The sequence below is a fragment of the Bacillus sp. 196mf genome (assembly GCF_003217275.1).
In the GTDB taxonomy this organism is placed as follows: Bacteria; Bacillota; Bacilli; order Bacillales; family Bacillaceae_G; genus Bacillus_A; species Bacillus_A thuringiensis_S.
This window is the reverse complement of sequence record NZ_QJTG01000016.1, coordinates 49,505-73,121: the sequence shown is the minus strand read 5'-3', so window position 1 is coordinate 73,121 and position 23,617 is coordinate 49,505. Positions and strand designations below refer to the sequence as shown.

Genomic DNA, 23,617 nt, shown 5'->3' with positions numbered 1-23,617 from the left:
CAATTGTTATGCCTATTTTTCATAATAAATAAAAACCAATTCCCATAATGACATACGCCGCTAGTAAAGTGCCGCCTTCAAACCAGTTTGTATCTCCATCATTTGAAATCGCAATCGTTAAGAAAACAGCTGTAATCATAGACACAAGTTCTGGTATGGTAAATACTAAAGGCATCCTTTGCGCGAAGAACATAGATAGCAATACTAATACAGGAGCAACAAACATGGCGATTTGTAATGTAGAGCCTATTGCAATTTCGACTGCAATATTTACTTTATTTTTATAAGCCATAATAATTGCAGACGCATGTTCCGCTGCATTCCCAACAATTGCAACGATAATAACCCCTATAAATAACTCTGACCAGCCAAATGACTTTGCAACAGTTTCAAAAGTATGTACGAGTGCCTCTGACACATAAGCTACCGCCAGTGTTGCTATCGCTAAAATAAGGAGTGCCTTCCCTTTCGACCACTCTGGCTCTTCTTCATGCGCTACTTCGTCACTTTTATGTTGATATACACCACGGTGCGTAACTAACTTAAATAGTAATGCAGCAATGTACATGATAATCATAATAATAGAAACACCTATACTTAATTGATACGTCTTGCCAACGTCCATCTTCATTGAAAAGATCTCTGGAATAACAAAGGCCACGACAACAGCAAATATTAATAAAGCTGAATTATGCCTTGCATCGTAAACGTTAAAGCTTTGCCTTTTATATTTAAGTCCACCTACAAAGAAGGATAGTCCTCCTACTAATAATAAATTTCCAAGTACAGAACCCGTTAAAGAAGCTAACACCACTTCAATTAACCCTGCTTGAAGTGCAAAAATTGAAATGATAAGTTCAACAGCATTACCGAAAGTAGCATTTAATAATCCGCCTATTCTAGGACCAGATACAATTGCTAAACTCTCTGTTGCTCTCCCCATAAAACCAGCTAACGCGATAATCGTAATACAATACACAGCGAACATAATTGTTTCTGGCCAATGAAGTGTTTTTCCAAGTACAGATAGTGGTACACCTATAAGTGCTACTATAAGAAATATTTTATTAAACATGCTTTTCACCCTTCCATCGTATGTATTTCTCCACAATATTATTATTATTCTTCTCCTAACTTGTCCGATTTCATCACAATTACGTTTAAAAAATCGGATTGAAGAAAACAGTATGAAAGATATTTAAATTATCTTGTTTAAACAGACAGAATTATAAATTGTGAAAAGGGGTTAAAATTATGCACTTAAAAGAAAAAATCGCAACTATTATTCAAGGTCAACGTACCGGTGTATTATCTACAGTACGAAATGAGAAACCTCATAGCGCCTTTATGATGTTTTTCCATGAAGATTTTGTACTGTACGTTGCAACAGATCGACAATCAAAAAAGATGACAGATATTGAAAACAATCCTAATGTCCATGTATTACTCGGACGAGAAGGAAAAAAATTAGATGAAGATTATATTGAAGTTGAAGGGTTAGCTTCAATCGAGGAAGACTCGACATTAAAAAACAAGTTTTGGAATAATAGCTTAAAACGTTGGTTACTCGGTCCTGAAGACCCTAATTACGTATTGATAAAAATCAATCCCGACACAATTTATTACATCGATGGTGCCGGTACGACGGAGCCTGAGTTTTTACGACTATAAAATAAAACAAGCCCCCCCTTAGGTGGGCTTGTTTTGTCGAAAAGTTCTTTTGAAAAAAACAATAAAATAGGTGGAACTTTCTAAAGATTCTGTTATATAATAGCAGTAACTTAAATAAACTGTATTAAAACAGATTGAGAGGAGAAATAAAATTGATGAAGAGAGAAGAACGCAAAAACATGATTGAGTTTATTGAAAAGAAAAAAGGGATTGAGCGTGATGAATTACTGTTTATGACAGACGATGAAGTAGAACATATTTATAATGTAACGTACTTTTTATATGAGGAAATTGCAGAGTAGTATAATAATCCCCACCTTATTAAAAATATAAGGTGGGGATTATTTCGTTATTTAGCCCACTATTTGCGGGCAGTCAAACTCCCACCTTAAAATTCAGGTGGAACAAGAAGTTAAGTTGAAGTCGCGCTTCCTATAAACCTCAATTGCTTCAACTTTATACATGAGAATCATTTTCATGTATAATACTGTAAGATTGGAGGAATTTTACTATGAGTTCGTGGCTCTTATTTGCACTATTATCAGCAATTGCTGCTGCCCTTGTATCGATTTTTGGAAAGTTTGGTTTAGACGGAATCGATGCAAACGTTGCAACAACAATTCGATCTATTATTATGGCATTATTTATGATAGGCGTTATTATCATACAAGGTAAATTTCAAAATATCGGCGACGTACTGCTAAATAAAAAAGCACTGCTATTTATCACATTAAGTGGGATTGCAGGTGCTTCGTCATGGCTATTTTATTTTCTTGCCCTCAAAACAGGAAAGGTTTCACAAGTAGCTCCTGTCGATAAATTAAGCGTCGTATTTTCTATCATTCTCGCTATGATTATACTCGGTGAAAAGTTAAACTTTATGACCGGCGTTGGTGTAGTCTTTATTACAGCTGGTGTATTATTTATTGCTTTCAGCTAAAAAAACCGCTATTAGCGGTTTTTCTTTTTCTTTATATAAAACCATACAACACATGTAACAACTGCTGAAATTAATAAAATCCATATTCCATAATGATGTAAACTATACTCAACGAAGCGCCACTTCTCGCCTAACTTCCAGCCAAGCCCAATAAAAACACTTATCCAAATGAGCGCACCACCGTAAGCGTACAAACAAAAACGCCAAAGTGTCAAATTTGATACCCCAGCAAAATATGCTGTTAAATGACGTACTCCCGGTATAAAATAACCAATCATTAAAAGAAATGGCCCATATTTTTCAAATAAAATATGTGTTTTTTCAATGTGATGTTCTTTAATTCTAATTTTCGGCCCATATTTCTTTAAAACAGGGAGCCCAAGTTTTAAACCTAATATGTAGCTTAACGTGATCCCTAACATCGCACCAGCCATCCCACTTAAAAAAGCAGCAGTTCCTGACATAACTCCTTTTGAAACATTATAACCAACAAAGGTCAATAAAAACTCGTCTGGTATCGGTAATCCGACAATCCCACCAGCCAAAGCTATAACAATTCCAAAATAGCCATAATGCGCGATTAACTCGCCAATATGTTGTTCCATTCGGAAGACACATCCTATGCACGATCGTTATTCCACATTGTACCCTTTCTATCTTTAAGGCAAACATGGTATACATATTCACTATACATTGTTTTTATAATGAACTCTACTTCTATTCTTTCCTTTAACAGAGATAAAGTGAAACTTTAATCAGTGGGAGTTTTGTAATTATTAACCTATGCCAATCTTGCTTCTACAGACATCCCGACTCCCACATAACTCACTTACATTCACTAATTTTGAGATTAGATTCTTACTGCCTGCAAATGTCCTGATAAAAAATAAAAATTCATATGCGTGTTTTTTTGTTACAATAAAGGAAAGTTACTTTTCGCAACGGTTTAACTCTCAAGAAAAATGATATATCTATCAAAAACATAGTTTGGTCTATATAATCCAACTTCTACCTATTAAAAGAACATGAACCCTTTTACATACAACATCATTTTTCTAAATTATACAGGGGGGAACGAACATGACCATTGAAAATCAATTTATTCAAAAAGTTTACTATAAAACATTTTTAACAGAAGAAACTTCTACTCCTGCATCGGAAGTACTCGGTGAAGCATATATAAATGAATCTAAAAATGAATTCTCCAACATTTCTAATATTCGATTTGCTCAAGGTGAATTTTATTATCAAAATAAAGATTTTGAAGCAGCTATATTTAAATGGGAAAAAGTTAATAATACTCTTGCACTTTGGGCAACAAAAAATATTGCAGATGCTTATTTTGAACTAGGATTCCTACCAAAGGCAGAAGAAATTTATCAATCTATTCAAACAGAAGATACAACTCTTACGATGGAAGTTTCATTACAACTTCTTTCTCTTTATATCGAACAAGATCGTTTAGGACTTGCTTTTAAGACGATTAGTGAAGCCGTTGCATTCCAACCGGATTACCCAAATATTACTGCAATTGCACGTTCTTTCTATGAAAAACAAGAAGATTGGAACAACGCTATCGAACTAGCTGTTCAAGAAGGTATTCGAACACAATCTTTACACTGGTTTGATACATTAATAAATTACATAAACAAAGGATTTACTAAAAATATTAAGCCTGAATATTTCTATGAGTCTTTAAAAGCTCTATATGCTGTTGATCAAGCTCAATTTAAAGAACTTGTTATTGCTCTTTGGAATAGCTACCAACATGAATCCTTATACCTTCCTTGGATTCAAAGTATTAATCATTTATTCTTGCATATTGAAACAGACAATAATGACGATTGGAATGAAATTTCTACTCGCTATCAAGAAACATACTTTGCATTAATTACCGGAAATCATTTTATGCATGAATTAAACGGACTTGTACCAAATCTATTAACAAATTGGTTCAGTTTAACGAAAGCAAAAGATTCTCTAGTTGTCTCTGCAGCAGTATTAGCATGGAATGAAGTCTCACCTACAACCTTAGAATCATTACTCGTAAAAAGTGCTGGATCCTTACTTTCTAATACATCAGCTGAAGCAGATGTAAATATGGAAATAGTTTCTCATTTATTCGAAACAATCGCTGTATGGGCTGAGAAAAATGATGTAGATTTAAGTCATCAATTTACGCTACTCGTCCATGAACTATGTGATTTAAATGTCACACCACTACTAATAGCTGGAACTAGTGACCATGATAAAACATCATTTGTTAATTCAATATTAGGAGAGAACATCTTAACTGAAACTTTAACAACTCCTATTCTATTTAAAGACGCTAGTCAAACTGAAATAACAGAATTTAACGAGTTAGATATTAGAAATATCTCTAACCTTGATGAATTCCATCAAATAGCGGCTACATCTGCTCAGTCAGAACTTGAGAAAAAATGTATAGAAATTAAGCTACCAAGTAGATTTTTAAGAAAAAATAAGTTTACATTTCTTATTACACCATCCATTCAAGGACAATTGGATAAAAACAATGCATACTTTGAATACTTACAAGCAGCAGATAGCCTTGTTTACGTATTAAATTCTTCTTCACCATTGCATAGTGAAGAAATTGATACGTTAATTTATTTACGTGAACAAGTACCAAACTTACAAATTCACTTCGTATTACACACAAATAATACGACTACTAATGAAAAACTAATTAGTAAACTTAAAGTACATTTTCCAGATGCACAATTCTTCCCATACTCTCCTTCGCAAGAGAGTAGTCAGCAACTTGGAGATGTAACAGAATCTATTCTCTCTAATCTTGCAAAACGCGATATAGAAAAAGAACGTATAGAAAAGCTAATATGGTTTACGCAAAAGACAATTGCTTATCTCATAAATGAACGTGTGGAATTAGAAAATACATTAGTAAAATCCGTACGCTGGAATAAACACATCTCAGTGAAACTTACTGGATTTATTAATAACCTTACTGCTCTTGAAAAAGATAAAATTCGCTCTATTACCGAATCCTATCTTTTAACGAAAGAAGAAATTACACGAGATATACATTCTCAAATTCCTGAATTATTACAGAGCTGCTCTGATCTTGTTCAAGAAGATAGTGATTTCAAACTAGTTCATGAAGAATTAAATGCTGCAATGAATGAACGAGTTCAAAAGCATGTACAACAGGTACTTCTTCCTAAATTTACTGGGTCTATTCAAGAATGGATTGAAACAGCACATAATGAATTTATTCAAGCTCAAGCTTATTTAGATGAAATGAGTGAAACGTTTAATAAATTATATAAAGAAGAACGTATGAAACTTCCTTGCGATTTCAAATTATTAGATGATTGGAATCGAGATGTTGTACGAATGACAAATCGAATTACAGTAACGAACATCAATATTTTATTACGCTTTACACCAACACAGTTTTTCTTAAAAAGTGCCGGAAAATTATTTGGTAATATGCAAAAAAACCAATCTATGCTCGCCAACAAATATAAACAATATATTGAAACAGAAGACTATACAGAAATTGCTCACACAATTTCAAAACAATTCTTCCTTCAATTTGAAGTATTTGAAGGTGCATTAGAACGTGATATCATGATGTTCTTCAAAGATCCACTTAACATATTGAAACAAAATGTAGATGCAGCTCAACTTGAGATACAGGAAGACGAGCAAACATTAGCAACGCTAAGAAGCAATCCAGAAACATATCATGATCCTTTGGCGTTATTTAAACTACAATTGCTACAACATAAATTCGTTTTAAGTACTACAAAGAAACATGAAGATATGTTTGTATCTAACGAATCTCCTACTGTTTAACAAAAAAACCAAGCAAACTAAAATTTGCTTGGTTTTTTACTTTATTATTTTCATATGTTCAAACGGATAATAAATGCCTGCTAACTTTCCTAACACATCTTCTCTATCAATAAAACCTAAACCATTTCTACTATCTTTACTTATTAAGCGATTATCTCCCATAACAAAAATCTTATTTTTAGGAACTGTAATCGGTCCAAAGTCCTCTGTTAAATTCATAAGTTTTTTTTCTGCTTGTTTTTTATTACTATCCAAATACTCTTCATCTTTCACTTCAGAATTTACATATAATTGATCATTTCTCATCTCAATTATATCTCCAGATAATCCAATCACTCTTTTGACATAAAAATTATCTGTTTTCACAACAATAATATCTTCTCTCCCATAGCTTTCAAATTGTTTTGCTAACTTATTAACAATTACCTTATCTCCATCTTGCAACGTTGGCCTCATAGATGCTCCTTTTACAGTCGTAGGGAAAAACACAAAAATTTTCGCCAAAAACACCAATAAACATGCAATTGCAATAGTTCCAAAGAATTCACGCCAACGTTTTTTCTTTTGCATCATTTCACCATCTCATCATCTTTTTACTTTTATTATAAATAATACAACCGATATTTTTCTACAAAATTCTGAATTATAAAATTATAATATTAGAAATTTAAAAATGGTAATACTGATCAAATTAAACAAGCAAAAAAGATACTCTCAAAATAGTCTATTCACTATTTTGAGAGTATCTTTTTATAATCCCACATATACAATACACATTTGAGCAGCTACATATGTAAACCAAATCCAAAGTGGCTCATACTTCAATTTACGCCCTCCGATATCTGTCACGCCAATAATAAAATCAGAAATCACAAACAGTAAACCACCAAACGCTGGTATCCACCATATTCCTGTATTTTCATAATATAAGGCGAATGCAAAGCAAGCCATTCCTCCAACCCACAATCCGTAAATTAGAGCTCCTATCGTAAACAATTTATCCTGTTTATCATTTCGGATAAAGAAGAACCATCCTACAATTAGAAAGAGCCCATATACGAGTAAGCCAATCCAAAAACCATTCCACGAAATTCCTGTTTGCAAAAATGCTTTTACATAAAAACAATGAGCAAGAGCGAAAGTAACCATCCCACCAATTAACCTGTGACCAATTGGAATCAGCCCAGCCATAAACAAATCTCCCACAGTCGATAAAGTCATACCAAGTGCAACCCACGTACTATACTCTACAGATGGATCTTGTAACCATATCCAAATTGCACTACCTGTTAAAGAAAAACTAAGAATAAGACGGATTGCTAAAGGTAACGGCATATTATCTTTCGTTCTTTTTGTCTGCCGCATTGCATAAATTGCACCAATTAAAAAAAGAAGTATTTGCCCAATTAACACCACGTAAAGTAGATTCATAATATGTTCTCCTCAATAAATGCTTTTTGTATCTTTTTTCGTTACACTTAGTCTATTATCCTTTTTCTATAAAAAAAGAAGAACAGTACTGTTCTTCCATTGTAATCGCTTTTCTGCTTTCTATGCTACTTGTTTTTCTTTCTCTATTTTTTGCTTAGCTGGCGTCCGATTTACCACAATAATTCCCGCGGCTACACATGCTAAACCGAGTAACACAAATGAATGAATTGCTTCACCTAAAATCATGCTCGATAATAACACACCAAATACGGGTATAAAGAACATATACATAGATACTTTTCCAACCTTATTGTACTTCATAATTGTATTCCAAATGCAAAAACCAGCTGCAGATAAGAAAGATAAATAAATCAGCATAAGTAGTGCATGTAGACTAAATGTAAATGGCATTACTCCAACTTGTAAAGCCCCTATACATAATAATCCTATAGAACCAAACATCATTTGGTATGCCGTCATATAGCCAACATCTAACGTTTTACTACCTTCTTTCGCTAATATGTTTCCATATGAATACAGCATTGCTGCACTAAGAAGTAATAAGCTTCCGATTCCAAAATGAAATGATAAGCTACCATCACTCGGCATATTTACTAAAACGACGCCACAAAAGCCAATCGATACGCCAATTATTTTTCTCATATTGAGGGCATCATCTTTATATAAAAAATGGGCGAGTAAAATTTGAAAGAATGATGATGTCCCTGAAATGATAGCTCCTTCAATTCCCGAACTATAACTCATTCCAATATAAAAACAGATATATTGAAGAAACGTTTGGAATAAACCAATTTGTATTAACTGTTTCCCCGTTCCTTTTTTGAAGCTCATATCTTTTCCTAACACTTTAAAGAATAATAAGAGCATGAATCCAGATAAAAAGAAACGATAACCGGCAAATAATATTTGCTCTCCAACTTCTTGTGGTTGAATTCCAAGTTCAACATAACTTAATTTAATAAAAGGAAATGCGCTTCCCCATAAAAAAGTTGCTACTATTGCAGCAATAAATACGCCAATCGGATGGGTAAAAAATTTCTCTGTCTTCACTTGTTGTCTTCCTTTCCGACCTTTTTATGAACAATATTCATATATACCAAAGGAATTGCGAAAACACAAGTTTTCCGTTTATACTTGAAACAAAACCGTACCATCTCATAAAAACATATGATATACTATAGAATAATTACAACATAAGAACGATTAAAAACAGATTCAACAGAAATGCTGCTATCCATTATGGATGGCAGCTTTCGTCGTTTTATAGGGGTTTCGATTTTGATTATTTTTCTCAATAAGAATTCGGAAGGAGCGAGTAGTAATGAACTCAGAAGTAAAAACGTTACACGCAAAAGAAACAATTTCTCATCCCTCTTTATGGGACACATTAAAAAAACATTATGAACTTGTATTTGCAGTAGCATCTGGTATTTTTATTTTAGTTGGTTGGTTATTTACAAAGAACGATGCAATGAATGTAGGTATTACTTGCTATATCCTTGCTTATATAGTTGGTGGATATGCAAAAGCAAAAGAAGGAATTGAAGATACGATTGAAGAAAAAGAGCTAAATGTTGAAATGCTAATGCTCTTTGCAGCTATTGGTGCTGCAATTATTGGCTACTGGGCAGAAGGGGCTATTTTAATCTTCATCTTTGCACTCAGCGGTGCTATGGAATCTTATACGTTAAGTAAGAGCCAAAAAGAAATTTCCGCTCTTCTTGACTTACAGCCTGAAGAAGCATTACGTATTTCCACCGGAACTGAGGAACGTGTTCCGGTTGGAGAGTTACAAATTAACGACATTATTTTAATTAAACCCGGTGAACGTGTTCCTGCTGACGGTACGATTCATAACGGTGAAACAAATATCGATGAGGCAGCAATCACAGGAGAACCTATTCCAAATGAGAAAAGACATGGCGATGAAGTATTTGCCGGTACTGTAAATTTACGTGGTGCTATCGAAGTTAAAATTACGAAGCCGAGCGATCAAACATTATTCCAAAAGATTATCCGTCTCGTCCAAAGTGCACAAAGTGAAAAATCACCATCACAACTATTCATTGAAAAGTTTGAAGGAACATACGTAAAAGGTGTACTACTCGTTGTTGCGCTTATGATGTTCGTTCCTCATTTCTTACTTGACTGGAGCTGGAATGAAACGTTTTATCGCGCTATGATCTTACTTGTAGTCGCATCTCCTTGTGCGCTCGTAGCTGCCATTACACCAGCTACGTTATCAGCCATTTCTAACGGAGCGAGAAACGGTATTCTCTTTAAAGGCGGTATACATTTAGAACGCCTTGCTTCTGTGAAAGCAATCGCGTTTGATAAAACAGGAACATTAACAGAAGGTAAACCTACCGTAACAGATGTATATGTTCGAGAAAATATAACAGAAAAAGAAGTACTTTATATTACAGCATCAATTGAAAGTCACTCTACACATCCTTTAGCTGAATCCATTGTTAAATATGCACAACATGCGTACGACATTACTTTAAAAAAACCAGAAAAGGTTGAAGATGTAACTGGTTTTGGTCTAAAAGGAATATTGGAAAACAACGCTTATAAAATAGGTAAAGCTGATTTTATCGGTGAAGAAACAAAGACATTTCATAATGGTATTTCTGCCTCACTTGAAAAAGAAGGTAAAACTGTCGTTTATATTAGTGATGAGGGAGGCATTCTTGGACTTATCGCTTTAAAAGATACGCTTCGCCAAGAAACAATAGCTGCTATTCGTGATTTACAAAGCATTGGTGTCGAAGCAATTATGATTACTGGAGATAATGAAGAAACGGCAAAAGCAATTGCCTCTGAAAGTAATATAAAGGAATATTATGCATCATGCTTACCAGAAACAAAAGTTGAAACGATTAAAAAGTTAAAAGAAAAATACGGTACAGTAGCAATGGTTGGAGACGGTATAAATGATGCACCTGCCCTAGCTACTGCTAGCATTGGTGTCGCAATGGGGGAAGGAACAGATGTAGCTTTAGAAACTGCAGATGTTGTACTGATGAAGAACGAACTATCTCGCCTTTCCCAAGCAATTCGTTTATCAAAACGAATGAACCGTATTGTGAAGCAAAACGTAATCTTTTCGCTAGCCGTTATTGCCATGCTAATTTGTTCAAACTTCTTGCAATTTTTAGCTCTTCCATTCGGTGTTATTGGCCATGAAGGAAGTACGATTCTTGTCATTTTGAATGGCTTACGATTACTAAAAGGAAGCAAATAAAACGGGTCCCTCATAGAGGACCCGTTTTTTTAGTGATAGCTATTATGACCGTTCGCACTGCTACTCGTTTTATGCTTTGGATGCGAACTGCTCTTTTGTTTATTATTACTTTTATTATTATGGTTCTTTTTATTATTACTCATGAAATATCCCCCCTGTTCCTTTTTATTATGGAACAAGAACTCATTATTCATTACGGGAATTATTGTCACCGGTTCTATAATGGTGGAGTAAACCATTAATTTCACCGCCAAGTAAAATTACCCATCCAGTTAAATAAAACCATAACATTAAAATAATGATACCACCGAGACCACCATATGTATTGGCGTAATTCGCAAACTTATCTACATAATAAGCAAATGAGTAAGACACCACAATCCATCCTACAGTAGCAAATAACGCCCCTGAAATAACTTCTCTTCTTTTTAACTTTCGATCTGGTGCAAATGTATATAAGAAACTAAACAAAGCAAATAGTACGAAGAAACTCGCTACTAATCGTGTAATGCTCCATACGAAAGAAAAACTATCTGATAAACCGAGTGCTTTAAACACTGCTGCTCCAATAACTTGTCCGAATACCGGAACAATTAAAGCAAAGACAATCATAAAAATAATAGCTAATGTAAACACAATTGATAACGCTCTTGTTGTAATAAAAGAACGTGTTTCCTTTACGTCATAAGCGCGGTTAAAAGCATTCATAACCGCATTAACACCATTTGAGGCAAACCATAACATGGATAATAAACCAAATGATAATAAACCACCATTTTGCTGGTTTACAGCTTTATCTACATTTACCTCAATTAAGTTCATTGCATCATCTGGTACATAAACCTCTAATAAACTAAGCACATCCTCTGTTTGAATGGGAATAAATCCAAGAAGCGTAATTAAGAAAACGAGCCCAGGAAAAATTGCAAGCAAGAAGAAATAAGCGAGCTGTGCTGCCAAGCCCGCTACATCATCGCGCATCGTCCGGTCATATAAATCTTTACCAAACGAATAAGTACGATTTCTTCTCACCTTTTCTAAAATTTTTCTCATATATGTTTAAACGCTTTTCTTCTCTTCTTTATCTTGCTTTAACTCAATGTACGCTTCAGTTTTTTTTTCCACTGCATTTGAGTCTTTTATAAATAATTCACGCGCTTCTTTCATACCACCATCTTCAGCAACTACTGGCTCTTCTTCTGCTTTCAGCTCATCTACCTTTGGAGATACAGCTTGAATTTCAATCGTTTCTGGCTTTTCTTCTGGCTCAACTTTTTTCTTACTAAAAATTTCTTTCGTTTCTTTTAACGTCTCTACAACAGATGGCGTTAATTTTTTAATTTCTGCTACTTTCGCTTTTACCACATTGAAATCAGCAAGTTCGCGTCCTTTATCTGTAACAGTTTGCACTTTTTCTTTGATCTTTGCATTTTCACCAATTTCAATCATCTTTGTTTTTGCTTTTTCTGCTGTATTTTTTACTTTTTCACGGTTTTCTTTCTTTAACATGGATACCGCTACACCTGCAGCTACACCAATCGCAATGTTTCGAGCAATATTATTTTTCTTTGCAATATTATTTTTCTTTGCCATATTCCTTCACCCTTTCATTTCTTATGTTAGAAAGTATTTCTTTCTAAGCTTCCTCATATTCCTTGTTCATTTCGAATGAAAGCTAATAGCTTTGCACACCCTTCTGTTACAAGGTCATATACTTCTTGGAAATTCCCTGTATAGTAAGGGTCAGGAACGTCTGTCCAGCCACCGTCTGGAACAAAATCGGACAGCCTACCAATATAGCCTCCAGTTTTACCTAAACTTTTTAAATCTGCTATATTCTTGTTGTCCATGGCAATAATATAATCAAACTTTGTTAAGTCTTCTTTTTCTACTTGCCTTGCTTTAATTCCTTCAAAAGTGACTGCATTTTCTTTTAAAATTTTTTGTGTTCCTTTATGTGGCGGATGGCCAACATGCCAATCTCCAGTTCCTGCAGAATCAATGACAATTTTCTCTTCAAGTCCCTCTTTTACGACAAGATTTCGAAAAATCGCTTCTGCCATCGGAGAACGGCAAATGTTCCCAAGACAAACAAACAATACTTGAACCATGTTTTTGTTTCTTCCCTTCTTGGTGCATTTCTTCATATATACTTATAGTATAAACAACCAATTATGAAATATAAAGGAAATCCCTACTAATTTAATAGGATTGAAAAGATCCATTAACGAAAATGATAAAAAATGTTAAGATAGCCTTATGTTATTTTAAAGGGGGACACTTCGGTGGATTTATCCGTAAAGTCAGAAGAAAACGTTGAATACATGGTCGAAGCTATTAAAGAAAAATTACGTATGGTTAATGCTGGAGCGATGAGAGCTGCTAGTTTTAACGAAGAAATGTACGAAGATTTACGTGATATTTATGATCATGTTATGAAACGTGAAACATTCAGCATTAGTGAAATGCAAGCTATTACAGAAGAATTAGGTACATTAATTAAAAAGTAAAAAAGCCTCTCTTATATGAGGCTCTTTTTTATTTCCAACAAATTCATGACAACTCTTCTCTTTCCCTCAACCAACTGTAAAATATTGTACAATAGAAGTAGAACCTCACCTTAGATTTTTTCTCCATACATACTACTCACAAATAATAGCAACACTACCATTGCTAACTGTTTTTACTGGAGGTGCTTACTTATGAGCAATTGGTACAGTAAGACGAAAGATCAAACATTGATTGACCTAGAAACAAACGAACAACACGGTTTAACAGATGAGATTGTAAGTGAACGTTTAAAGCAATACGGTTCTAATGAATTAGCTACAAAACAAAAACGCACTTTATGGCAGCGTATTTTCGCCCAAATTAATGACGTCCTCGTATATGTCCTTATTATTGCTGCCCTTATTTCTGCCTTTGTAGGTGAATGGGCGGATGCCAGTATTATCGCGCTTGTTGTAGTTTTAAATGCTGTTATCGGTGTTGTCCAAGAATCGAAAGCAGAACAAGCTTTAGAGGCATTGAAAAAGATGGCAACACCTAAAGCTATCGTCAAGAGAAATGATGAACTAAAAGAAATTCCATCTGAGCACGTCGTTCCAGGGGATATCGTTATGCTCGACGCCGGACGATATATCCCATGCGATTTACGCCTTATTGAAACCGCAAATTTAAAAGTTGAAGAATCTGCTCTAACTGGTGAATCTGTCCCTGTTGATAAAGATGCAATCTACCACCCTTCCATGCAAAGTGATGAGCAAGTACCACTCGGCGATCAAAAAAACATGGCATTTATGTCCACTCTTGTAACATACGGAAGAGGCGTCGGTGTTGCTGTTGAAACTGGAATGAACTCACAAATTGGTAAGATTGCTACCCTTTTACATGAAGCAGACGATGATATGACACCACTTCAAAAAAGCTTAGCACAAGTCGGAAAATATTTAGGCTTTGTCGCTGTAGCTATTTGTATCGTTATGTTCCTCATCGGTTTTTTACAAGGCCGGGATACGTTAGAAATGTTTATGACTGCTATTAGTTTAGCCGTTGCAGCTATTCCAGAAGGCTTGCCAGCTATTGTTTCCATCGTTCTTGCAATTGGTGTGCAACGTATGATTAAACAAAACGTTATCATTCGGAAACTACCAGCTGTTGAAGCCCTCGGTTCTGTCACAATTATTTGTTCAGATAAAACAGGTACGTTAACGCAAAATAAAATGACCGTTACTCACTTTTATAGTGATAACACATACGATCGCTTAGAAAGTTTAAATGTAAATAATGATGCGCAACGTCTATTGTTAGAAAATATGGTGCTATGTAATGATGCTTCTTACACTAACGAATCACAAACGGGAGACCCGACTGAAATTGCACTTCTCGTTGCTGGAACCACTTTTAACATGCAAAAAGATCATTTAGAAAAAATACATGAACGTGTTAACGAAGTACCTTTCGATTCAGATCGTAAAATGATGTCAACCGTACATACATACGATGAAAGCTACTATAGCATGACGAAAGGCGCTATTGATAAGCTCTTACCTCGATGTACCCATATTTTTAAAAACGGCAAAATCGAGATTTTAACTGATTCTGATAAAAATCAAATATTAGAAGCTGCCGGAGCAATGTCTCAAGAAGCTTTAAGAGTACTTTCATTCGCATTTAAACAATACAATTCAAACGATGTGGATATAAATCATCTTGAAGAAAATCTTATCTTTATTGGTCTTGTCGGTATGATTGATCCACCACGAACTGAAGTGAAAGATTCAATTACAGAATGTAAAAAAGCCGGTATTCGCACAGTTATGATTACTGGTGACCATAAAGATACAGCCTTTGCAATTGCCAAAGAACTTGGCATTGCTGAAGAAATATCGGAAATTATGATTGGAACTGAATTAGATAACATTTCTGATACAGAACTAGCTAGCAAAATTAATCATTTAAATGTATTCGCTAGAGTCTCTCCAGAGCATAAAGTGAAAATTGTAAAGGCATTACGCGCGAAAGGAAATATCGTTTCTATGACTGGTGATGGCGTCAATGATGCACCATCTTTAAAGCAAGCCGATGTCGGCGTAGCGATGGGCATTACAGGAACAGACGTTGCAAAAGGGGCAGCGGATGTTGTGTTAACAGATGATAATTTTTCATCTATCGTGAAAGCTGTTGAAGAAGGTAGAAATATTTATCGCAACATAAAAAAATCAATTCTCTTCCTACTCTCTTGTAACTTCGGAGAAATTATCGCTTTATTTTTAGCAATTTTACTCGGCTGGGCAACACCACTACGACCTATTCATATTTTATGGGTGAATTTAATTACAGATACACTGCCTGCATTATCACTTGGGGTTGATCCTGAAGATCCAGATGTGATGAAGGAAAAACCACGACATGCAAAAGAAAGCTTATTTAGTGGCAGCGTTCCTTTCCTAATTTTCAATGGAGTTATCATTGGACTTTTAACGCTAATAGCTTTTATCGCCGGAGCAAAATTCTATACTGGAGATACAAATTTATTCCCTCTTTTCCCAGAGCGAATTGATGACGATGCTCTATTACACGCTCAAACGATGGCATTTGTCGTCCTTAGTTTTTCTCAGCTCGTTCATTCATTTAACTTGCGTTCAAGAACGAAATCAATTTTTTCAATTGGGATCTTTACAAATAAATATTTAGTTTTCTCCCTTCTTATCGGTGTTCTTATGCAAGTTTGTATCATCTCCATCCCGCCCCTTGCAAATATATTCGGTGTACATGCATTAACGATGCGAGATTGGGGATTTGTTCTCTTATTGAGTATCATTCCACTTATTGTGAATGAGATTATTAAATTAGTGAAGAGAAACTAAAAGGCAATGAGGAATATTCCTCATTGCCTTTTCATTTATCCTTGTAATTCTTTTTTGATATTCTCCGTTAATGTAGCCATACGCTTGCGGCTTTCTTCACGCTCACGTTTATTTTGTTCTTCAATTTGTTGTGTTTCTTGCATACCTCTTGAAATAATGTTCCAAGTTTCCTCAAGCGTTTCCATCTTAATACTAGAAGAACCTGATAATCTCGCTACTTCTACACTTTGCGTTGCGATATTTTGTGCATTTTTCTTAAGTAATTCATTTGTACGGCGATCAAGTTCAGCCATAGAATCTGCAACAAGCTTTTGACGTTTCGCATTTACTGCTTGAATAATACCATTTTTAAAGATAGGAATCGTTGTAATAAATGCTGTATTGATTTTACCAATTAATTTATTATTACCACGTTGAATCATGCGAATTTGCGGCGCTGTAAGTAGCGCAACCATACGCGCTTTTTCTAAATCATCAATACGTTGCTCTAAAATTTCAACCGAGTTTTTAAGCGACTCTAATTCAATACCTGCTAATTGATCATTATTACGCACGCGCTCTTCATACATCGGAACTAATTCTGTATTTAAACGCTCTAATAGCATTTCTCCTGCTACTACGTACTTCTCTAAGTCTAAATAATATTTTAAGTTTTGCTCATACAAGCCATCTAACGTTCCAATTGATTTTTTCATCTCATCTTGGTACTTCGTAATTTCCACATAAACCTTATCAATTTCGCGGCCCATCGTTTGATATTTACTAAAGATTTGTTCTATCATTTTATCCGCTTTTTTGAACATGCGCGAGAAGAAACCACTTTTTTCTTCTGCAAAGTCTTTACTATCAAATCTGTCCATAATTTTACCAAGTTGCTTTAACAATTCACCAGAATCTTCTATCTTTGATAATGACATTGTATGTAAAATTTGATCAGCAAAACGTGAAATTTCCATAGAAGGTTCTTTTCCAAGTTCAATTAATTCCAATTGATCTTTAATATCTACTGCGTTATAAATACGTTGCACATCTGCATCTTGTCTAAGTTGCAAGCGAACATCTTGTGCGGTTTGCTCATTCAATTCAGTTTTCGAATCTAGTACGACTGGGTTATTCATATGGTATTCTCCCTTTCCTTATAAAAATGGACGAAATAGTCCTTTTATTGTTTGTGATAAATTTTTATAGGCTGATGAACCATGAAACTCAAGATCGAAATTAACTTCTTCAAGCCAATGGGAATCAAATGCTCCCGCTTCAACATATGGTTCAATATCGTTTCTGCCCGTGGGATTGAAATGGAATACATCTACTCCAATTTGATTTAAAAATAGTAATAAAACAGCGTCAGAACGAGTTAATTCTCCGCTCTTCTCATTATTAAATATAACAATTTTCGGTACATCTTGTGAATAATCAAATTTCTCAAGCTGTTCTAAAATATTGGGTGGTATTTGAGAAAGTTGTGCGAAAACATATAGCGCTACATCTTGTTTCGTCTCTTTCGCAATTGGTTTGCACATTTCACTTTCGCACGTATGGATAATCGCCTCTGCAATCCCATGTTGTAAACCTTCCGGTAAACGCTTATGCGGCCACCAATGGCTATTCATAATTAGATCAGGATGTAATTTTCCAGCTCGGTCCAATGCATCTCGATAATGATATTGGAAGTTTGCTTTTTGCTCTTTCGTAAACGGGAATGTATTAATTAATAAACTGTTATCAAATGATGTAACAGCCTTTAATCGTTGAAAATATTCTTTATCATTCTTTGAAACGCCTGATATTTTCGCAAATAAAGAAGGAATATAAATATGTTTATTTTCAACAAAGAATGTTGGACGTACAAATGCCTTTTCTTTCGTAATTAAAAAGAGTTCATCATATGTCGTTTTTAACGTACGTGCTACAGGTGTATACGAACGGAATTGCCACGGTTTATATAATAGTGAATTATCGTGGTGAAGTACTTGTTCAATTTCTTTCGAAGCTTGATACGCTACTGTTGCAACACGCTCGCGGCGGCGATCAGGGAATGGTTCAAGAGAAATGCGACCCGGATGGGGCACAATAAAAGTTCTTCCCTCTTCATCAATATTTTCAAATCCATCTTTTCCTTCGGGGTGATAATAAAGCACATCACAACCGAGCATAATAAGAAAATATAAGAAATATATACGGCTTTCCTGTGCATCACCATACCAAACGATACGTGGCATCTGTTTCTTATAATTAATCGTAGAGAACCACTTCGCTACGTAATTTTCGCTTAGTTTAATTATGTCGATTAAGAAACGACGGAAGCCTTCTGTCTTTAACGACTGATTATGTTGTTTCTCATATAATTTCAATAGTGAAATAAACGTCGTATGTATGTAATGCTGTAAATCAGGATTGTCTACTTTCGGTAAAAGTTGTTTCCCAGATAAGTGTGCAACTAACCTATTTACTGTCAGACCATTTGGTGCTTCTTGATGTAATCCGAACACTTCTTGAATATGACGAAGCTTTTCCGAATCAATCACTTTGTTTAAATTTTGTTCGTGTAAAACTTCGATTCCTTTCGCTTCACTATAATCAAACAGTTCATTAAAATATTCATCTACATCATTAGGAACGCCAAGGATTCGACATGCTATATAACTAAATTTCATCTCATTCTCTGTCAGTTCATATTGTGGACGTTTTTCTAAAAGCGTTTCAAATTGCTTTAAATCTGATTCATCTTTTAATGCATATGGTTGAAGTGTAAAACGTGAAAACACAACAGTTCACCTCCAAAAACATTTACGTTTTTTCTAAGTCCTTCTTCTATTATAAACTATTTTTGGTTATAAAAAATGGGCGCTCACAAAACGAGCAAACCCATTTCAATTATTTATTGTCTTCTTTAGTAGCTGCAACTTCTCCTTTAGCTTGTCCAGAATTCTTCATGTAGTGAATTATAAATGTTGCTCCAAATGCTACAACTAAAATAATAAAGAATAGTGTATGACTAATCTCAATCTCGATTAAAGACAGTAACATTTTCGATGCAATAATTAAGATTAAAATGTATGCTGTCGTTTCAAGCTCTGGAATACGCTCTAACAATTTCAAGAATACACCGGCAATACCACGCATCATTAAAATACCTAGCATTCCGCCTAATAATAAAATCCAAACTTCATTAGATACACCAAATGCAGCAAGTACACTATCTACAGAGAATGCGATATCCATTAATTCGACCATTGCAACTGTTCCCCAGAAGACACCGAACATTCTGAAGAAAATACTGTTTTGGTTCATACCATGAGCTTCCTCTTCTTCACCTGCACCTTTACGCTTATCAATAAAGTATTTTACTGATAACCAAGCAAGGTAAAGTGCACCAAGAAGTTTTACCCACCATAATTTAATTAAGAACATTCCAATTCCAATTGCAATAAAGCGGAATATATAAGCTCCAATAAGTCCATAGAATAATGCTTTTTTACGTTTTTCTTCCGGAAGGTGTTTTACCATTACCGCTAACACAAGTGCGTTATCAGCAGATAACAACCCTTCAAGTACAACAAGTGTACCTATTAATCCCCAAGATACTGGATCTTGCAACACTTTAATCCACATGTCCAAGTCGAAAAACTGAGCATACGTATCAAGGATTCCTTGCAAAATACTCATCTTACCTTTATCCCCTATTCTTTGCTAGATTTATAGAAAGGTCAAAAAAAGGAAACGAATATCGTTTCCTTTCTATGCATCCAAGCCATACGCTCTTACAAGCGCACCTAAACCACCTTGGAATCCACTTCCTACTGCATTAAACTTCCACTGTCCATTATGACGGTATAATTCACAAAAGACAACTGCTGTTTCGATGGAGAAATCTTCCCCTAAATCAAAACGAAGAACTTCTTCATTCGTCTCTTCATTCGCTAAACGAACAAACGCATTTCCAACTTGCCCAAAGTTTTGACTACGGCCTTCTGCATCATAAATCGTAACTGTAATAGCAATTTTATGAACATCTGCTGGAACCTTCTTCAAATCTACAACAAGTTGCTCATCGTCGCCTTCGCCTTCGCCTGTACGGTTATCTCCTGTATGTAAAACAGATCCACAAGGAGACTGTAAATTATTATAGAAAATAAAATCAGTTTCCTTCGTACATTTTCCGTTTGCATCTAATAAAAAGGCAGATGCATCTAAATCGAAATCTGATCCACCGTCATAAGATTTAATATCCCATCCAAGACCAATTACTGCTTTTGTTAAACCAGGGCTTGTCTTACCTAAATCGATTTTCTGTCCTTTTTGTAATTGAATAACCATCTATATTCACCTCTATATTTTTATCTTTAAAAATATATCCATCGGTATACACGCATTTCACCGATGGATATATAAATCAAATCTATTACTCTACATCTAAACCAAAATTATTACATAGAGACGCTAACCCACCTTGGAATCCACTTCCGATTGCATTGAATTTCCAGTCACCTGCATGACGATATAATTCCCCTACTACTACGGCTGTTTCAATAGAGAAATCTTCTCCTAAATCGTAACGAATTAATTCTGCATTCTTTTCTTCATCTAAAATACGTACGAAAGAGTTAGAAACTTGTCCAAAGTTTTGGCTGCGTCCTTCTCCATCGTAAATCGTGATTGTGAAGCAAATACGTTCGATATGTGCAGGTACATTTTTCAAATCTACTTTAATCGATTCGTCATCGCCTTCACCTTCGCCAGTTCGGTTATCTCCTAAATGCTCTACAGCACCATTCGCACCTTTTGGGTTATTATAGAAGACGAAATCCTCTGCACCTGAAACTTTACCGTTAGCACCTACTAAGAAAATACTAACATCTAAATCGAAATCGTTTTGTCCATCATAACGATTCGTATCCCAACCAAGTCCTACAAGAACTTTTGAAAGACCTGGATTCGTTTTTGTTAAGTCTACCTTTTGTCCTTTTTTCAATGAAATTGATGCCATATACAATTCCTCCTCGGTTATTTTATTGATAACGTGATACAATCTCACTTAAGTTTTTATCTTGTGTTCCTTCTCCAACTGCTGAAAACTTCCATTCACTTCCGTGACGATACATTTCACCTGCAATTAGAGTCGTTTTGCCAGCATAATTATCCGATAAATTATAGCGTGCTAATTCTTCACCAGTTTGCGGGTTTTGAATACGAATATATGCATTACGAATCATCCCGAAATCTTGACGACGATTTACACAGTCATAAATATTTACAACGAATACTAAACGATTAATACGGCTCGGAACTTTATGTAATTCTACGAAAATTGTTTCGTCATCACCAGCGCCTTCGCCTGTTAAATTATCTCCTGAATGAATAATACTACCACAAGTAGAAAGTTTATTTCCGAAGTAAACTAAATCATTTTTGTTTAAAAAACGATCTCCTTCTAACATAACAACAGATGCATCACAATCTACATTTGGTTTACTTCCAAATAATGAAGACAGAAATCCACCTGATTGCCCAATTGGATCCCAGCCTAAGCCAACCTGTAGTTTTGCTACTTTTGGTTGTCCTTTCGTTAAATCGATCTTTTGACCTTTTTCTAAAATAATAGGCATGAAGTTTCTCCCTTTCTACAAAGCATTTTCCAAATCGGAAAATATTGTATTCTTCTCTTATATTGTAGCATTATTTACCTAGCGATAAAAAGGATAAATTCTCAGTTATATGAAAACATTCATATAATTTACTTATGATGATGTAAGAAGTGGTAAATAGCACCAATCATTCCTGCACAATTACCGTTTTGTGCAAGTTCAATCTCACAATTATTATAAATCTCTTGATTTAAGTATTTACTGACCTCCTCTTTTACTTCTTTTAAAAACTCATTTCCTCTATCGGTAATTCCTCCACCAATAATAATCGTTTCTGGATTAAAAATATAAGCAAGATTACTAATTCCGATCGCCAAATGTTTAAAGAAGATCCCAACTGCTTGAGCAACTTCCCAATCTCCTTTATCATACAACTCGAAAATTTTTTTCCCATTCCACTCGCCTTTGCCTTTATATTTTCTTACAAGCCGAATTAATCCTGAAATCGAAGCAACCTCTTCAAACGTTTTTCCTTCTATTAACATATTCCCCCATTCACCAGCACTAAATGAATGTCCTCGGTACAATTCTCCATCTATAAAAATTGCTCCTCCAATTCCTGTTCCAAGGGTGAGCATAATAAAGTTCTCTTTCTCTCTTCCACTACCATTCCACTTTTCTCCAAACGCTGCACAATTCACATCATTGTCAATCGATACTGGAACTTTTAATATCTCTTGCAATCTATCAATAATAGGAATAGTACTATATCCCGGAATATGATCCGCACCTCCCGTCACAATTCCTTTATTAATATCAACAATTCCCGTAGTGCTAATACCAATTCCTGTAATAGTATGTTCATTCATTATTTTTTTGGATACATATATAAGTTTTTGAATAATTTGTTCTCCGCCTAAATGAATTTCTGTTGCAACTGTTTTACGCTTTAATACTCTCCCTACTTCTGAAACAATGCCATACTTAATTTGCGTACCGCCAATATCAAACGCTATGTACTCTTTCATCTACTGCCACTTCCTCTACCGTTATGAATGTAAATTCCCCGCCTCTACTATTTGTAGGAAATCTACATTAACTCTTTTCTGCTTTGACAAATACACCACCTTTTTCTATATATAGTTTTTTTTGCATAAAACTCTTTTTCCTAAGAAATATTACAAAGGGATGTATTTTAGATGGAATATTAATTTCTTAGGAGGAAAACCATGACGAAAATCTTCATTTTAGCATCAACACTCTCTTTATCTTTTTTTAGCGGTTTAAATATCGGTAATGCTGCAACTGAGAACTTCCAACCATTAACAAACGCTATTGTACAAAATAGCGATCATTTTGCCGAAGGAAATTTAAAGGATAATAATAAACCTCCAGGAAATAACGGTTCTCAGGACGAAAGTGGTTCTGGCGGCAATGGTTCCGGCGGTAACGGTTCTGGTGGCAGTGGCTCTGGTGACAATGGTTCCGGCGGTAACGGTTCTGGTGG

At 34.9% G+C, this 23,617-nt stretch carries 22 protein-coding genes and 1 pseudogene; 8 read left to right on the top strand and 15 right to left on the bottom strand.

Annotation, left to right across the window (positions count from 1 at the left end; translation table 11 throughout):
* Positions 1-19 precede the first annotated feature (19 nt).
* Positions 20-1,075, bottom strand: coding sequence for a calcium/proton exchanger (gene cax / locus ATL10_RS20430; RefSeq protein WP_000482136.1), 1,056 nt, complete (start codon positions 1,073-1,075; stop codon positions 20-22).
* A 179-nt stretch (positions 1,076-1,254) separates the two neighbouring features.
* Between cax and ATL10_RS20425 the strand changes: the two genes are divergently transcribed.
* The 3 genes from ATL10_RS20425 to ATL10_RS20415 all read left to right on the top strand — a co-directional run bounded on the left by ATL10_RS20425 (position 1,255) and on the right by ATL10_RS20415 (position 2,611).
* The gene (locus tag ATL10_RS20425; RefSeq protein WP_098329594.1) at positions 1,255-1,671 is read left to right on the top strand and encodes a pyridoxamine 5'-phosphate oxidase family protein; all 417 of its coding nucleotides are present in this window, start codon (positions 1,255-1,257) and stop codon (positions 1,669-1,671) included.
* A 155-nt stretch (positions 1,672-1,826) separates the two neighbouring features.
* The gene (locus ATL10_RS20420) at positions 1,827-1,973 is read left to right on the top strand and encodes a BH0509 family protein (protein WP_000817786.1); all 147 of its coding nucleotides are present in this window, start codon (positions 1,827-1,829) and stop codon (positions 1,971-1,973) included.
* A gap of 209 nt (positions 1,974-2,182) precedes the next feature.
* On the top strand, positions 2,183-2,611 hold the full coding sequence (locus tag ATL10_RS20415; RefSeq protein ID WP_000100295.1) for an EamA family transporter: 429 nt from the start codon (positions 2,183-2,185) through the stop codon (positions 2,609-2,611).
* A gap of 11 nt (positions 2,612-2,622) precedes the next feature.
* On the opposite strand, the gene ATL10_RS20410 is transcribed toward ATL10_RS20415, so the two are convergent.
* On the bottom strand, positions 2,623-3,216 hold the full coding sequence (locus tag ATL10_RS20410; RefSeq protein WP_000434876.1) for a DedA family protein: 594 nt from the start codon (positions 3,214-3,216) through the stop codon (positions 2,623-2,625).
* Between the two features lie 475 nt (positions 3,217-3,691).
* On the opposite strand from ATL10_RS20410, the gene ATL10_RS20405 reads away from it, so the two are divergent.
* The gene (locus tag ATL10_RS20405) at positions 3,692-6,454 is read left to right on the top strand and encodes a tetratricopeptide repeat protein (RefSeq protein ID WP_098329595.1); all 2,763 of its coding nucleotides are present in this window, start codon (positions 3,692-3,694) and stop codon (positions 6,452-6,454) included.
* Between the two features lie 36 nt (positions 6,455-6,490).
* On the opposite strand, the gene lepB is transcribed toward ATL10_RS20405, so the two are convergent.
* The 3 genes from lepB to ATL10_RS20390 all read right to left on the bottom strand — a co-directional run bounded on the left by lepB (position 6,491) and on the right by ATL10_RS20390 (position 8,956).
* Positions 6,491-7,027, bottom strand: coding sequence for a signal peptidase I (gene lepB / locus ATL10_RS20400; RefSeq protein ID WP_000983310.1), 537 nt, complete (start codon positions 7,025-7,027; stop codon positions 6,491-6,493).
* Positions 7,028-7,204: 177 nt separating this feature from the next.
* Entirely contained in the window at positions 7,205-7,885 is a 681-nt protein-coding gene (locus tag ATL10_RS20395; RefSeq protein ID WP_001051080.1) for a lysoplasmalogenase, read from the bottom strand.
* Between the two features lie 120 nt (positions 7,886-8,005).
* Entirely contained in the window at positions 8,006-8,956 is a 951-nt protein-coding gene (locus ATL10_RS20390) for a DMT family transporter (protein ID WP_000845702.1), read from the bottom strand.
* A gap of 271 nt (positions 8,957-9,227) precedes the next feature.
* Here ATL10_RS20390 and ATL10_RS20385 point away from each other — a divergent pair, with 271 nt between their 5' ends.
* Positions 9,228-11,153, top strand: a complete 1,926-nt coding sequence (locus tag ATL10_RS20385) for a heavy metal translocating P-type ATPase (protein ID WP_001083755.1) — start codon at positions 9,228-9,230, stop codon at positions 11,151-11,153.
* A 186-nt stretch (positions 11,154-11,339) separates the two neighbouring features.
* Here ATL10_RS20385 and ATL10_RS20375 read toward each other — a convergent pair whose 3' ends face one another.
* From ATL10_RS20375 to ATL10_RS20365, 3 genes are all read right to left on the bottom strand, one after another.
* Positions 11,340-12,206, bottom strand: a complete 867-nt coding sequence (locus ATL10_RS20375) for a YihY/virulence factor BrkB family protein (RefSeq protein WP_110497400.1) — start codon at positions 12,204-12,206, stop codon at positions 11,340-11,342.
* A gap of 6 nt (positions 12,207-12,212) precedes the next feature.
* Positions 12,213-12,728: a DUF4075 domain-containing protein gene (locus ATL10_RS20370; protein WP_001085387.1), complete on the bottom strand. Its 516-nt coding sequence runs from the start codon at positions 12,726-12,728 to the stop codon at positions 12,213-12,215.
* 71 nt (positions 12,729-12,799) lie between these two features.
* Positions 12,800-13,264: a low molecular weight protein-tyrosine-phosphatase gene (locus ATL10_RS20365; protein WP_000250916.1), complete on the bottom strand. Its 465-nt coding sequence runs from the start codon at positions 13,262-13,264 to the stop codon at positions 12,800-12,802.
* Between the two features lie 174 nt (positions 13,265-13,438).
* Between ATL10_RS20365 and ATL10_RS20360 the strand changes: the two genes are divergently transcribed.
* Together ATL10_RS20360 and ATL10_RS20355 are read left to right on the top strand one after the other, a co-directional pair.
* Positions 13,439-13,663, top strand: a complete 225-nt coding sequence (locus ATL10_RS20360) for a DUF1128 domain-containing protein (RefSeq protein ID WP_000366196.1) — start codon at positions 13,439-13,441, stop codon at positions 13,661-13,663.
* A 192-nt stretch (positions 13,664-13,855) separates the two neighbouring features.
* A complete protein-coding gene (locus tag ATL10_RS20355) occupies positions 13,856-16,522 on the top strand; it encodes a cation-translocating P-type ATPase (protein ID WP_110497398.1) in 2,667 nt (888 codons plus the stop codon).
* Positions 16,523-16,557: 35 nt separating this feature from the next.
* Here the strand turns inward: ATL10_RS20355 and ATL10_RS20350 are convergent, their stop codons facing one another.
* The 7 genes from ATL10_RS20350 to ATL10_RS20320 form a co-directional block, all read right to left on the bottom strand.
* Positions 16,558-17,640, bottom strand: a complete 1,083-nt coding sequence (locus ATL10_RS20350; protein WP_001064413.1) for a toxic anion resistance protein — start codon at positions 17,638-17,640, stop codon at positions 16,558-16,560.
* Between the two features lie 18 nt (positions 17,641-17,658).
* Positions 17,659-19,290, bottom strand: a complete 1,632-nt coding sequence (locus ATL10_RS20345) for a YceG family protein (protein WP_110497396.1) — start codon at positions 19,288-19,290, stop codon at positions 17,659-17,661.
* Between the two features lie 109 nt (positions 19,291-19,399).
* Positions 19,400-20,191 (bottom strand): TerC family protein, encoded by a 792-nt coding sequence (locus ATL10_RS20340; protein WP_110497394.1) that lies wholly within the window; start codon positions 20,189-20,191, stop codon positions 19,400-19,402.
* Between the two features lie 72 nt (positions 20,192-20,263).
* Entirely contained in the window at positions 20,264-20,842 is a 579-nt protein-coding gene (locus tag ATL10_RS20335; protein ID WP_000236649.1) for a TerD family protein, read from the bottom strand.
* Between the two features lie 85 nt (positions 20,843-20,927).
* Complete coding sequence (locus tag ATL10_RS20330; RefSeq protein ID WP_000146729.1) at positions 20,928-21,512, bottom strand: TerD family protein; 585 nt, start codon at positions 21,510-21,512, stop codon at positions 20,928-20,930.
* 22 nt (positions 21,513-21,534) lie between these two features.
* A complete protein-coding gene (locus ATL10_RS20325; RefSeq protein WP_001121586.1) occupies positions 21,535-22,131 on the bottom strand; it encodes a TerD family protein in 597 nt (198 codons plus the stop codon).
* 128 nt (positions 22,132-22,259) lie between these two features.
* On the bottom strand, positions 22,260-23,138 hold the full coding sequence (locus ATL10_RS20320) for an ROK family protein (protein WP_090978242.1): 879 nt from the start codon (positions 23,136-23,138) through the stop codon (positions 22,260-22,262).
* 201 nt (positions 23,139-23,339) lie between these two features.
* Between ATL10_RS20320 and ATL10_RS20315 the strand changes: the two are divergent.
* A pseudogene (locus ATL10_RS20315) lies at positions 23,340-23,617 on the top strand (cell wall anchor protein); the annotation flags it as partial.